Below are 12204 nucleotides of genomic sequence, written 5' to 3'. Positions count from 1 at the left end.
TCTGGTGAGATTTCAAGAGTATCTATAACGCGACTATGGTTGTTTCGTCTACGGTCGCCTGAAAATCTTGTTGTAAAGCCAAAACAATGGTGTCTTGTGCTAACAACTCTTTTGCATAATCGTAGCGCTTCTCGTTTATTTGTCCTTGAATTTGAAACGGGTCGTCGACCGTTTCATCAACAATATTTACTTCAACCTGCATTTGCTGATTGAAATAATCAGAGACAAATTGATGCAACTGTTCCATTGCTGCATCGGTCTTTAAATGCTTAGTTGCTTGATTCAAATTAAGGATCAAGGTTTGATCGTTGCTTTCTGGCGCAATAGTCGCTCGTAACGCTAGCTGACGTAAACGTCCATTCAGCGCCATTGAGTCGATCATATTTGCCCATTTATCAACTTGGTTTGCTTTTTTTACTTCTGCCGGATTAACATCCTCGATGGTAAAACCTTGCTCTGGCAAGGTTTCCATATCAGGTACTTCAATCGTTTGTGCTTGTTTCGCCTGTGCGACAGGATCTAAGGCTGGCGCGTCGGCGCCACTAGACTTTTTTGCGTCTTTCTCCAGCTTCTTCTTGCGACTTCGCAGCATATTTCGAGTCGCTAATACCGACTCTACAGAAGAGCTCAATACCCCTTCAGGTAATGCATTGTTTGTTTCTGGAGACTCTTCTTCTGATGCATCCCTGTCATCAGGTTGTACCGTGTTGCCTGATTCAGCTTTAGATGATTGAATCTGAGCCAATAGCGATGGACGTTCTGTTCCTGTGTCGCTCTGCACCACCTGTTGGTCACTATTAACTGGTTCATCTATTGAAGTGGTATCTAGAGCAGGTTGACTTTGAATTGCAGGAGATTCAAATGAAGCATGTAATTGTTCATTAGTACCGCCACCTTCAGGTAATGTTTGCGTCGGCTCTTCGATAGTTTCAGCATCATCACTCGAATCTATATCTTGCTCAGAACTTAAAGTTACGCTTTCTTCTGTAACACTCTCAGTTATCGTCGATGGCGCTTCTGTATTGGCTACTTTCTGCACATCTGGTTGATATGTAGCCGCGTGTTGTTGGGTTGCTTTTTGCTCGAATGCTTGCTCTTCAATGGCAAACATTTCTTGATGCAAAGCTTCAGGTGCCTCACTTTCATCAATAAAGCCAGTGTCTGAATCATGTCGAGAACCAGTTGTTGGCTCAGCTAGCCTACCATCGCTTTCTTGCACCGTAGATTCAACAGTATTTAATGGCTTTAAAGCAGATTCTTCAGAAGATATTGGAGTCACTGCCTCTTGAACGCTAGACGCTGGAAGCTCTATATCGTCAAAATCTACTGTACTTTCATTTGCTGTTGCCGACTGCTGGTGCGTTGTCGCTTCATTAGCTTCCATCGGTTTGAATGCTAATAAACGTAGTAACGTCATATCAAAGGCAGCTTGCTCGTCACCAACATAAGCTAAATCTTTTCGTCCATTCAACGCTAGTTGGTAATAAAGCTGAATGTCTTGAGCAGACATAGACTGGCTAAACTTTTTAATCAATACCGCATGTTCAGGTGACACATCAAAATGCTGTTCAACAATTTGATACATAGCAACATGATGAAGTAGCTGAATGAGTTCAGCATACAGGCGATGATAATTAGGCGCATAGCTCGCTATTTCTCGACTCAATTCCATTAACTGTATCGAATCACGTTTTAACAGCGACATTAAAATTTTATACGGCCAATGCTGGTCAATGCCGCCTAGCATGCTTTGCAAATTGGCAACACTAATATGACCTTGCCCTTGCGCAACCGCTTGGTCAGTAAGGCTAAGAGAGTCTCGCATACTGCCACGGGCTGCCTTAGCCAGCACATTGAGGCACTCTGGCTCAAAGGTCACCTGCTCTGCATCAAGAATTTTTTCAAGTTGCTGTGCAATTTGTGTCACGGAGAGCGCTTTAAGATGAAACTGAAGACAACGAGATAACACCGTCACAGGTAGTTTCTGAGGATCAGTTGTCGCCAAAATAAACTTTACATGTTCTGGCGGTTCTTCAAGTGTTTTGAGTAAGGCATTAAAACTGCTACGAGAAAGCATATGCACTTCATCAATAAGGTACACTTTGTAGCGACCTCTAGTCGGTGCATATTGGACATTGTCCAATATTTCTCGTGTGTCATCTACTTTGGTTCTAGATGCCGCATCGATTTCAAGTAAATCGACAAATCGCCCCTGATCGATGTCCAAGCAGGTGTCGCATTTTCCACAGGGTTCAGCACTAACACCTTCTTCACAATTCAAGCTTTTTGCGAAGATACGTGCAATCGTAGTTTTACCAACGCCCCGCGTACCAGTAAATAAATAGGCGTGATGCAAGCGCTGTTGCGTAATAGCATTAACTAAGACAGAAACTACATGTTCCTGCCCCATTAACTCACTGAACGTTTTTGGACGCCATTTTCGCGCCAGCACTTGGTAACTCATATTTTGCTATTCACCTTCGTATTGAATAAGCGTTGTGACGTTTAAATCCAAGTCAGCTAAACGTTTTTCACCACCTAAATCAGGTAATGAAATAATAAAAGCCGCTTCTGATGTAGTAGCACCAACTCGACGGATTAGCTTAGTTGTCGCTTCAATTGTGCCGCCTGTTGCTAACAAATCATCAACAATAAGTACATTGTCATCAGCTGTTAATGCGTCTTGATGGATTTCTAACGTATCTGTGCCGTACTCTAGTTCGTAGTCTTGCGCATACGTTTCTCGCGGTAATTTGCCAGGCTTACGAACCGGAACAAAACCTACACCTAAAGCAAGTGCTAGTGGCGCACCAAACAAGAAACCACGCGCTTCAGTACCAACAACTTTGGTGAACCCTTTGTTTTCAAACTTTTCTTTAAGTTTTTCGATAGTTAACGCGAATGCGTCAGTATTTTCTAAGATGCCTGTAACATCGCGGAACAAAATGCCTTCTTTGGGATAGTCTTTTATCGTGTGAACGGCATCTTTTAGGATCTGAATTTCCGAGTCTGTCATATTTTCATTTATGTTTACCAATTAGATGGTAAGAATAAATGAATTCTCGACGTTTTTACAGAGAAGCGAGGTGAGTATTTTGCTTGTCGAACTGTTCTATTAATGCTAGGAATTCTGCTTCATTAAGCGGTTTTTCAATAATCCAATCACACAGTGACTGTTCTATCAATTCGGCAACTGAATCTTTGCCTTGTGTCGTCATAAAGATAATTGGCGTAGCTTGCTCTTGCTGCTTAATGTTCTTGAGCAATTGTACGCCATTCATCAACGGCATCAAGTGATCGATAATCAGCAAATCAAACGCTTCTTTCTGATACTTCTCATACCCATCGAGTCCATTACATGCAGTAACGATTTGATGCTGTTCTGACAGTATTGAAGAGACCTGATTTAATACTGTTGATTTATCATCAACCACTAATATTTTCATAAAGATTATGCTAGGTACGTGTACCAGCCCATTAACATTGGTAATAAAGGCATAGACACTAACGCAACTACCGCTAAAAATAAATGACGTTTTGACGCAGATTCTTTGAAGTTTTCGTTGTGAGACATCTTTTACTTCCTACACAAAATTAAAATCGCGGCGAATTATAGAGCAACTCAGGATCAAAGAACAGATTAATTTGATCTAGATCAAGTTTTATCTATAACCATTGGGTAGCGTTTTGTTGCAGCGGCGTTAATAGAGTGTGTACGATAAATTTTAAGCAAAAAAAAGTCGGCTAACGCCGACTTTTTATTTAGTTAAGTGTTAGCCACCACATTTACCTTCGCCACACTTACCTTTGGCTTTCTTTTTGCCTTCGCCGCATTTGCCTTCGCCACATTTACCTTTGGCTTTGCCTTCGCCGCATTTGCCTTCGCCACATTTACCTTTGGCTTTGCCTTCACCGCATTTGCCTTCGCCACATTTACCTTTGGCTTTACCTTCACCGCATTTGCCTTCGCCACATTTACCTTTGGCTTTGCCTTCACCGCATTTGCCTTCGCCACATTTACCTTTAGCTTTTTTGCCTTCGCCGCACTTGCCTTCGCCACACTTGTCACCACCAGCAGCTACTGAGACTGTTACTACATCTTCAACAGCAAAAGGGTTAACATCCGCCTTTGCCGGCGCAGAAACTAACAAGCCTAAAGAAAATAAGCCCATTACTGCAGCTAAAGTTGATTTTTTAATTAAGTTCATCATGTTTTCCTTTTATATAAATATTTTAGCTAACTTATATAGTTATAAGTGTATTTACCTAGACCATCAAGCGAATAAATAAATTTCAAAATATTTACATCATTTTAACTACGTATGTTTTTTGCTCTTCGCTTCATATAAAATGCGCCTCCTTTTATCGATACTTCTGCAACTGTGAAAGCGAGAAAAATACTGCTAGCCCCTATGGAGGGGGTTGTCGACCATATAATGCGCGAGCTCCTTACCGAGCTTAACGATTATGATATATGTATCACGGAATTCGTTCGCGTTGTGAAAGGAAAAGTACCAAAGGCAACGTTCTTTAAAATAGCCCCTGAATTGAGGCATGACAGCAAGACAAAATCTGGCACTAAAGTAAGAGTACAGTTATTAGGTCAGCATCCACAGTGGTTAGCAGAAAATGCCATACGCGCTATTGAATTAGGCAGCCACGGTGTTGACCTGAATTTTGGCTGTCCGGCGAAAACGGTCAACAAAAGTCGCGGTGGCGCAGTACTATTAAAAGACCCTGAACTCATGTATCAGGTAATTTCTCAAGTTGTGGCGGCATTAAAGCCACTAAATCAAGAAGTATCAGCAAAAATTAGGCTTGGATTCGACGATGTTACCCTGCTAGATGAAATTATCGATGCTGTATCTCAAGCTTCTCCAGATATGCTAACTGTTCATGCAAGGACAAAAAAGCAAGGCTATAAGCCTCCTGCCTACTGGGAGTACATTAAAACAATTAATGCTAAATTAGATATTCCAGTGGTTGCTAATGGAGAAATATGGACACTTCAGGATGCACAGACGTGCATGGACCGTTCAGGGAGTGATCACATTATGCTAGGTAGAGGCGCCCTTGCAACACCTAATCTATGTAACGTAATCAAGCGTAATGATACACCGTTCAATTGGCTACAAACATGTCTTTGTATAAAACACTGGCTTCTACTAGATGATGGTTCATTTAAAGAATTCTATTTTTCTAGCCGGCTGAAACAATGGTATCGATACCTAAAGGTCACTTACCCCGAGTCTCAACATTTATTTAATGAAATCAAAACACTAGAATCGAAAAACCAAATACTAAAGGCAATAAATCTACATCTTTGAAAATATTTAAGATATAAAAAAACCAGCATTACTGCTGGTTTTTTTTATATTAAGCGTTAGCTTTTAAATTGCTACGTTCTTACGACGCGCAGTATCTTCAATGAATGACTTCCAACTTCTCGCAGCTTTACGAGACTTAGGGTCTTCCATTGCACGTTTGATTTCAACGTGTGCCTGCTTGTACTGGCCAAGGTAAAAGTGTGCTTCAGCAAGACTCATATAAATACGGCCCTTGTCTTTAACACCCATTTGAATGGCTTTATTCAACGTAACAATAGCTTTCTTAAACTGTTCGTCTTGTTTAAGAAGCATACCTGCTTTACGGAAATGTTGAGCTTCATTTGTTAACTTAGCAACTTCAGCATAGTAATCCGCTGCAGTGCCTACATGCTGTGCAGCATGATATGCGTTAGCAAGAGAAGATAGCGTTTGGTCATCACGCTTGATGTCGCCAGAGCCAATATGCTTCTCAAGTAAAACCGCTGCTTTGTATGGCATACCATTAGACTGGTATAAACTCGCTAAAGTTTTTAGCTCAGATTCTTTCGCTAAGAAACCTTGCTTGTACGCCATATCTAGCGTTGCCAATGCTTTCGGGTAATCTTCTACCAATAGGTAGAACATACCAAGCTGCGTCCACCATTGCTTATTCTCTGGGAATAATTGCAATACAGTTTCAAGAACCTTTACACCATCGCGGTACATCTTACGTTCATAGTAAGAAGTAAGTTTCAAGATGTATGGGTTTTGATTTGGCTTGTCACCAAATAACGCAATTGCTTTGTCAGCCGGCTCAATCATTTTGTCTAAACGACGGAGCTCGTAATAAGCTTGAGCAATCTTTACGTAAGTCGCCGAGTCTTCTTGACCGGTGAAATCCATCCAAGCGTAGTAGTTAGCCAATGCTTCTTTGTACTTTTTGGTTTGCATTTGCAAATCAGCAAGTAGCTTCAGAGATTCGCCATGGTCGACTTCATTAAGAATGTCAGGCTCTACCGCTTGCTTTAGATAGCTTATCGCTTTCTCTTCTTGATTACCTTTAGTTGCGTACATAACCGCGATGAAGCGAGCAACGTATGCTTTGTCGTAATCTTTCTTTGCTTCGATATCTAGAAGTAAAACAAGAGCACCGTCGATGTCGTCCATACTGTAAAGCTCAAACGCTTTTTGTACTTTCTTACCAACTGAAGGGCCAACTAATTGCGTTGGGCGCTTTTTCTTTTTCTCTTGTTTAGCTTCTGCAGCTTGAACATCGAAAGAAAGAGGTAGTTGTACGGCCGTTACTGCTGATGCAATAACTACGGCTGTTGCAAGTTTTTTAAACATTACTTACCTCCATCCATTTTAAAGTCAAGTTGAACCGTTAAGCCAAGTTGTTTCTGAGGTTTGCCATCAACAACTTTTGGTTTGTACTTCCACTTACGCAGAGCACGCTTAGCTTCTTTGTCGAAGATACGCTTAGGTTGTGCTTCAATAACCTGAACGTCTTCTACACCACCAATTTCGTTGATAGTAAATGAAAGTCGAACCCAACCTTCTTTACCGTCACGTGCTGCTTGAATTGGGTATTTAGGCTCAATTCGAACAATTGGTGTAGCTTCACCGTCTCTACCAAAACCAGCACCAGGAGCTGACAAACCAGTGTTAGCGCCAGCTAGCTGGACACCTGGCATGTTAAACTCGATACCACCTTGAGCGTTATTTGTCTCAGGCTCTGGAGCTTGAGGCTTAGGCGGTGTTTTAGGCGGCGGTGGCGGCGGTGGCGGCACACGACGTCTAGTTTCTGCTGCAGACTTTGGTGGCGTAGTATTTACTTCAACCACAATGTTTTCTTGTTGCTCTTCCTGTGCTCTATCGCCACTAGCGATAAGGAAAGCCATAAAAGAAAACAGACCAAAAGTTACTGCAGCGCCTAGTAATATTGATACTAAAAAGCGAACCATATATTACCCCTTACTTAGCTGCTGCAATAGAGATTCGATCGATACCCGCTTCTTTGATCGCATCCATAACTTTTGTCACAACACCGTGTTTGGCGTCGCGGTCAGCTTGGATGATCACAAAGTCAGTAGGTTGTTCAGCTAATAATTTTTCAATATTTGCTGAAACACGTTCGATATCTACACGACGTTTATCTAACCAAATTTCACCAGAGTCACGAACAGCAATAAAGATGTTCGCAGACTTCTGTTTAGTTTGATTGGCCGCTTGAGGTTTGTTTACTTCGATACCCGCTTCTTTAACAAAAGAAGTAGTAACGATGAAGAAGATAAGCATGATAAAGACAATGTCTAGCATTGGCGTCATATCAATTGCAGCTTCTTCTTCTTCACGAATACGATTACGTGCCATTCGAAACTCTCTCTAGTGATGAGGCAAACTGTCAACCAGTTTAGCCTTTGCTAGTTTAACTTTGGCGTCTAAGCGCGAACTGAAAAATACACCCGAAAGTGCCGCAACCATACCCGCCATTGTCGGGATAGTTGCCATCGAAATACCAGCAGCCATTAGACGCGGATTACCTGTACCCTGTTGGGCCATCGTTTCGAATACCGAAATCATACCAGTTACGGTACCTAGTAATCCTATCAGTGGACACATTGCCACTAAGGTTTTAATGGTGAGCATATTACGCTCTAGTTGTTCTGTCGCTTCGGAGATCCATGTATCTCTGATACGATGTGCATACCAAGATGTAGTATCCGCTCTAGCATCCCAACGCTTGATAATACCATCACGCATTTTTGGGTAGTTTGCTTGAAGGAACCAATATCTTTCGATCATTAAGATCCACATCAATAAGAGAGCAACGGCGACAAAGTAAAGTACATTACCGCCGGTTGCAATAAAGCTCCTGACAGATTCAATAAGCTCCATCAGGAATAGCATTATTTAGACTCCTTCTCTGCGATTTCAGCAATTAAACCAGCAGCTTGCTCGTCCAATTTGTGAAGTACAGATTTTGCTTTACCCGCTACAATGCTGTGAACAAGGATTAACGGAAGTGCAGCAATTAGACCTAATGCAGTAGTTACTAGGGCTAGAGAGATGTTACCAGCCATAAGTTTCGGGTCACCCGTACCGAACAATGTGATTGTTTGGAACGTCATGATCATACCGATAACCGTACCTAATAGACCCATTAGAGGTGCAATAGCAGCGAACATCTTGATGATATTGATACCACGGTCAACTACTGGAGTTTCACGTAAAATTTGCTCGTCAAGCTTCAGCTCAAGCGTTTCAGCGTCAGTATCTTTGTTCTCTTGGTACACTTTAAGTAGACGACCTAGAGGGTTGTTGCTGTTTGGCTTATCCATGTTCTTAGTTTGTGCTTTGATCTTAGAACCAATAGCAGTAAGAACAACCATGCGCTCAAGAGCGATAAGTAAACCAATGATAAGTAGTACCGTGATTGCGTAACCTACTTCAGCACCTTGGTGGTAGAATTCCATAAGCGTACGCTTACGAGTTTCTAGTGCTAGGATTGCACCACGTGAAGGATCTAGGTATACGCCTGTGTAACCTGATGAAGTAGTGAAGAACTCACTAGCTGTACCAGAAATGTAGCCAGCTGGTTGCTTAGCTAGAGGCTGAACTTGACCTAGTTCATCATTGTAAGTTAGGTAACCGTTTGAAGATACTAAGTTAAAAGTACCGATACGCGTTACTGTTTCTTGTGACTTAGTACCGTCTAAGTTAGTTACTTCAGTTTGGAATTGAGCAACTTTACCTGACTCAGTCATTTCTGTTTGAAGTGCAAACCATAACTCTTCTAAATCAGGAAGACCTGGGATTTCTTTAGAGTTTGCGATGCGGTTTAACGCTTCACCACGACCTGGGTATTGAGCACTTACGATTGATGTTGAAATCATACCGTATGCATCTGCAGCAGCTGAACGGCTCACACCGAACATTTCACCTAGTGTACCTTTAGCGTTATCAAGCTCCTGCTCTTTTTGAGCAAGTGTGATTTCGTTAGCAGCGTACTCTTTAGTTAAACGAGCGTTGCGGTCTTGCTGTGCTTTAAGCTCAGCTTTTGCTTTGTTCAATAAAGCTTGCTTGTCAGCACGTGCAGCTAAGAACTCAGCTTCACGCTTTTTGTCAAGCTTAGCTTCAGAAATACGATCAGCTTTTACTTGCTCTAGTAACTTGTCTAAGTCATTTGCGTTAGCTGTAGTTGCGAAACCTGCTGATAATGAAGCAGCAAGCAATACGAAGTTAATTACTTTTTTCATTATTGAGCTCCTGCTGCAAATACTGGAAGTTTAGTCATATCCAATGAAAGCTGCTTACGCGCCATACGGATAGTGTCAGTGATAGTCTTAGCGTACTCTTCACCAATTTCTTCCCAAGAACGAGTAGCGTTGTTCCATACCCATGCTTGTTTGTAGTCAAGAGACTGAGCAACTAACGCTACGCGGCCCATGTGAACGAAGTCAGCCGTGATAACACGGTCGCCTAGGTCCAATTCGCCTTGGTAAGCGTCAAATACTGTACCGTAGCTTGCTTCAATTTCGTAAGCTTCAAGTACAAGACGGAATTGCTCAGACGTTGTAACGTTTGAATCATTCATAACGTCACGTAGAGTTGCGATGCGCTCTTTACGGCTTTCAAGGTTCATTGGAACATCAAGTTCAATAAACTTCTCTAATGTATCAATCATTTTGTACATTAAAGGAACAACACCTTGCTTAATCTTGTCGATACCGTCGATTTGACGTTGTAAAGAGTCGATGTTTGCTTTTTGGTCATCAACCATGCGTTGAACGTGATCGTTGTAGCCTCTTAGTACGTCAGCTTCGTCAACTGTTGTACGGTAGTCAGCTAGCAAATCTTGTGTTTGCTCATAGATGCTATCGATCTTGCTTTGAGATTTAGCTGATGCTTTGAAAATTTGCGCTTCAGCTTTTTGTAAATCTGTTAAAGCATCAGCTGCAGCAATATTGCTACCCGCTAACGCTAAAACACCTGCTATCGTCGATGCGATAAGGCTTTTTTTACTTATTTTGGACATAGTTCCCAACCAATTGCTATTTAATTTAGATAACAAAAATTTCAACTCACCAAAGCGGTGAATTTAAAATCTGCCATTTAATAAGGATTATTTATCTAGAATACAACCAGCCAATATTCCCAGACGACAGCTAAAGTGTCAACCTAGAACACATAATTATGAACCAAATAATTTATAAATTTACTAAACTGTTTTGCTTTAAAATAGCGTCGCTACAAGCCTAAAACAATTTATTAAACTCAATAAATTTTAATTAACAATTCACATAAATATGCAGCTAACGTACTCCTAATCCTTCTCAATATAAAATTTCGCAGACTGATGTTTTACTAATTCATTCGTACTAAGTCAAATCTAATTACATAAACGCTTACAATTCGTACAGTTTATGTCGTTAAATTAATGTTAACTACGAGCGAAACCAGCCAGTTACTGAGTATCTATTCTTTGGCGAAAACGGCGCTATAGACGTGACAGAATGGACTTTGTTGACATCGAATATTGTCAGAGAGTTAAATTCAGGCATATATGAATTTGTTGGTGTACCATTTAACTCAAAAAATTGTAACAAGCCTCCCCAATCTGGGTGCCACTCTGGGCTTAAGCCAAGCACATAAGCAATCTCTCTCGTCTCTCCTTGGATATTATCGATGTGTCTAGTCAAATAATCTCCAACTCTATAGCGAGTAACCTGTCCATCTGCGCTTTTCAAGTTTTGCTTATTAGTAATAGCATTTATTAACGACAAACAACGCTCGCTATTTAAAGACTGGATTACTTGATCAAAGTTCCCTGTTTCACCCTCTGATAACTTATGTCTGCCATACAGAAAGCCAACACCTGTCGATGCCAATTTGTATAAATTACGATAGAGGTTTCGAACTTTGTCAGCAGGCATTGCTCGAATGTCATCATCTGACAATTCCTGGTTTTTTCCGTCTAGAAAAAATGCATTTTTAAACGATACCGAGTCTGCATCATTCGCTAAACTTTGGGCAACATCTGCGTCTAGAAAGTTATTAATGCGGACAACGCCGTGAGCTGCAAACGTATCATGTAATGATGGCAAAGCATCATTGTGTTGTTCAAATTGAATCAAAGTATTTACCTTTTCTCTTTAGGGTTTTCGCCACTACGCAACCAGCCTGTTATAGAAATTCTTTTATTAGAAGCAAAAGGACTTACATAGCCTACATAGTGATCTACGGGTATCTTAAAAATGTTTATTTCATTGAATGACGGTAAGAAACTTTTATGGATATTTTGCTCACTGTCAAGAAGGTGTAGTGCCCCTCCCCAATCCGGGCGCCAATCGTGTGTTAGATTAATCACGTATGCTGCAATCCTATTTTTATTAGCTACAGCGTCGTTGTGCACGTTAAGAAAATGTCCTGGGCCAAATCGTGTAATTTGCGCGTCGACAAAAGAAATTGCAGGCTCATTTAATAACTCTCTAAAAAACGTGAGTGTTTCTTTACTGTTTAAAAACTCATAAATAGTATTAAAGAAGTGTTCAGGAAGAAGGTTGTCATAGTAGATGTCGTATAAAGGAATGTTTTCATAAAAATACTGAAATCCATCGCTCGCCTGAGCATTCACTATATTAACAAGATCTTTTTTCTGCTGCTCTGTCCAATCAGCTACTTGCAGAGCGTTTAAGTCTTGATGACTACCCTGATGGTTAAATACTAAGTTCCACGAATGCTGATTATCAATAGCTTCTTTGATTATTGTAGCGGTTTCACAGTGCAGTGCTTGTGGAACCTTAACGTAACCGTCTGTTTGAAATGCGTCTATTAAAGCTGTAGGTGGATTTTGCCAGCCCAACGCCAATGTTTTTCTAGAAGACATGTTATTAGA

14 protein-coding genes are annotated in these 12204 nt (G+C 41.0%); 1 reads left to right on the top strand and 13 read right to left on the bottom strand.

Annotated features, from left to right (window positions below; all coding sequences use genetic code 11):
- Positions 1 to 22 precede the first annotated feature (22 nt).
- The 5 genes from dnaX to ACFSJY_RS08545 all read right to left on the bottom strand — a co-directional run bounded on the left by dnaX (position 23) and on the right by ACFSJY_RS08545 (position 4211).
- Positions 23 to 2464, bottom strand: coding sequence for a DNA polymerase III subunit gamma/tau (gene dnaX, locus ACFSJY_RS08565; protein ID WP_386033263.1), 2442 nt, complete (start codon positions 2462 to 2464; stop codon positions 23 to 25).
- Between the two features lie 6 nt (positions 2465 to 2470).
- A complete protein-coding gene (gene apt / locus ACFSJY_RS08560; RefSeq protein WP_386033261.1) occupies positions 2471 to 3016 on the bottom strand; it encodes an adenine phosphoribosyltransferase in 546 nt (181 codons plus the stop codon).
- A gap of 55 nt (positions 3017 to 3071) precedes the next feature.
- Positions 3072 to 3446 carry a response regulator gene (locus ACFSJY_RS08555; protein WP_386033259.1) on the bottom strand — a complete coding sequence of 125 codons (375 nt, stop codon included), beginning with the start codon at positions 3444 to 3446 and terminating at the stop codon, positions 3072 to 3074.
- A 5-nt stretch (positions 3447 to 3451) separates the two neighbouring features.
- Positions 3452 to 3574, bottom strand: coding sequence for a hypothetical protein (locus tag ACFSJY_RS08550; protein WP_386033257.1), 123 nt, complete (start codon positions 3572 to 3574; stop codon positions 3452 to 3454).
- A 199-nt stretch (positions 3575 to 3773) separates the two neighbouring features.
- Positions 3774 to 4211 carry an HvfA family oxazolone/thioamide-modified RiPP metallophore gene (locus ACFSJY_RS08545; RefSeq protein ID WP_386033255.1) on the bottom strand — a complete coding sequence of 146 codons (438 nt, stop codon included), beginning with the start codon at positions 4209 to 4211 and terminating at the stop codon, positions 3774 to 3776.
- 201 nt (positions 4212 to 4412) lie between these two features.
- On the opposite strand from ACFSJY_RS08545, the gene ACFSJY_RS08540 reads away from it, so the two are divergent.
- Positions 4413 to 5327, top strand: a complete 915-nt coding sequence (locus tag ACFSJY_RS08540; protein ID WP_386034991.1) for a tRNA-dihydrouridine synthase — start codon at positions 4413 to 4415, stop codon at positions 5325 to 5327.
- Positions 5328 to 5390: 63 nt separating this feature from the next.
- Here ACFSJY_RS08540 and ACFSJY_RS08535 read toward each other — a convergent pair whose 3' ends face one another.
- The 8 genes from ACFSJY_RS08535 to ACFSJY_RS08500 all read right to left on the bottom strand — a co-directional run bounded on the left by ACFSJY_RS08535 (position 5391) and on the right by ACFSJY_RS08500 (position 12195).
- The gene (locus ACFSJY_RS08535) at positions 5391 to 6653 is read right to left on the bottom strand and encodes a tetratricopeptide repeat protein (RefSeq protein WP_386033253.1); all 1263 of its coding nucleotides are present in this window, start codon (positions 6651 to 6653) and stop codon (positions 5391 to 5393) included.
- Positions 6653 to 7270, bottom strand: coding sequence for an energy transducer TonB (locus ACFSJY_RS08530; RefSeq protein WP_386033251.1), 618 nt, complete (start codon positions 7268 to 7270; stop codon positions 6653 to 6655). Before ACFSJY_RS08530 ends, ACFSJY_RS08535 begins: the two co-directional genes overlap by 1 nt.
- Before the next feature lie 10 nt (positions 7271 to 7280).
- Positions 7281 to 7679 carry an ExbD/TolR family protein gene (locus tag ACFSJY_RS08525; RefSeq protein WP_386033249.1) on the bottom strand — a complete coding sequence of 133 codons (399 nt, stop codon included), beginning with the start codon at positions 7677 to 7679 and terminating at the stop codon, positions 7281 to 7283.
- A gap of 12 nt (positions 7680 to 7691) precedes the next feature.
- Positions 7692 to 8216, bottom strand: a complete 525-nt coding sequence (locus ACFSJY_RS08520; RefSeq protein WP_386033247.1) for a MotA/TolQ/ExbB proton channel family protein — start codon at positions 8214 to 8216, stop codon at positions 7692 to 7694.
- Positions 8216 to 9565: a MotA/TolQ/ExbB proton channel family protein gene (locus tag ACFSJY_RS08515; RefSeq protein WP_386033245.1), complete on the bottom strand. Its 1350-nt coding sequence runs from the start codon at positions 9563 to 9565 to the stop codon at positions 8216 to 8218. Before ACFSJY_RS08515 ends, ACFSJY_RS08520 begins: the two co-directional genes overlap by 1 nt.
- Positions 9565 to 10344, bottom strand: coding sequence for a DUF3450 domain-containing protein (locus ACFSJY_RS08510; RefSeq protein ID WP_386033243.1), 780 nt, complete (start codon positions 10342 to 10344; stop codon positions 9565 to 9567). Before ACFSJY_RS08510 ends, ACFSJY_RS08515 begins: the two co-directional genes overlap by 1 nt.
- 409 nt (positions 10345 to 10753) lie before the next feature.
- The gene (locus ACFSJY_RS08505) at positions 10754 to 11443 is read right to left on the bottom strand and encodes a 2OG-Fe(II) oxygenase (RefSeq protein ID WP_386033241.1); all 690 of its coding nucleotides are present in this window, start codon (positions 11441 to 11443) and stop codon (positions 10754 to 10756) included.
- A 5-nt stretch (positions 11444 to 11448) separates the two neighbouring features.
- Complete coding sequence (locus tag ACFSJY_RS08500; RefSeq protein WP_386033239.1) at positions 11449 to 12195, bottom strand: 2OG-Fe(II) oxygenase; 747 nt, start codon at positions 12193 to 12195, stop codon at positions 11449 to 11451.
- Positions 12196 to 12204: the final 9 nt, after the last annotated feature.

The organism is Thalassotalea euphylliae (genome assembly GCF_042682785.1).
In the GTDB taxonomy this organism is placed as follows: Bacteria; Pseudomonadota; Gammaproteobacteria; order Enterobacterales; family Alteromonadaceae; genus Thalassotalea_F; species Thalassotalea_F euphylliae.
This window is presented reverse-complemented; position numbering and strand designations above follow the sequence as displayed.

What these genes read in the sequence shown, in the direction of transcription:
- dnaX (WP_386033263.1), bottom strand. Translation starts at nt 2,464, where the DNA reads ATGAGTTACCAAGTGCTGGCGCGAAAATGGCGTCCAAAAACGTTCAGT.
- apt (WP_386033261.1), bottom strand. Translation starts at nt 3,016, where the DNA reads ATGACAGACTCGGAAATTCAGATCCTAAAAGATGCCGTTCACACGATA.
- ACFSJY_RS08555 (WP_386033259.1), bottom strand. Translation starts at nt 3,446, where the DNA reads ATGAAAATATTAGTGGTTGATGATAAATCAACAGTATTAAATCAGGTC.
- ACFSJY_RS08550 (WP_386033257.1), bottom strand. Translation starts at nt 3,574, where the DNA reads ATGTCTCACAACGAAAACTTCAAAGAATCTGCGTCAAAACGTCATTTA.
- ACFSJY_RS08545 (WP_386033255.1), bottom strand. Translation starts at nt 4,211, where the DNA reads ATGATGAACTTAATTAAAAAATCAACTTTAGCTGCAGTAATGGGCTTA.
- ACFSJY_RS08540 (WP_386034991.1), top strand. Translation starts at nt 4,413, where the DNA reads ATGGAGGGGGTTGTCGACCATATAATGCGCGAGCTCCTTACCGAGCTT.
- ACFSJY_RS08535 (WP_386033253.1), bottom strand. Translation starts at nt 6,653, where the DNA reads ATGTTTAAAAAACTTGCAACAGCCGTAGTTATTGCATCAGCAGTAACG.
- ACFSJY_RS08530 (WP_386033251.1), bottom strand. Translation starts at nt 7,270, where the DNA reads ATGGTTCGCTTTTTAGTATCAATATTACTAGGCGCTGCAGTAACTTTT.
- ACFSJY_RS08525 (WP_386033249.1), bottom strand. Translation starts at nt 7,679, where the DNA reads ATGGCACGTAATCGTATTCGTGAAGAAGAAGAAGCTGCAATTGATATG.
- ACFSJY_RS08520 (WP_386033247.1), bottom strand. Translation starts at nt 8,216, where the DNA reads ATGCTATTCCTGATGGAGCTTATTGAATCTGTCAGGAGCTTTATTGCA.
- ACFSJY_RS08515 (WP_386033245.1), bottom strand. Translation starts at nt 9,565, where the DNA reads ATGAAAAAAGTAATTAACTTCGTATTGCTTGCTGCTTCATTATCAGCA.
- ACFSJY_RS08510 (WP_386033243.1), bottom strand. Translation starts at nt 10,344, where the DNA reads ATGTCCAAAATAAGTAAAAAAAGCCTTATCGCATCGACGATAGCAGGT.
- ACFSJY_RS08500 (WP_386033239.1), bottom strand. Translation starts at nt 12,195, where the DNA reads ATGTCTTCTAGAAAAACATTGGCGTTGGGCTGGCAAAATCCACCTACA.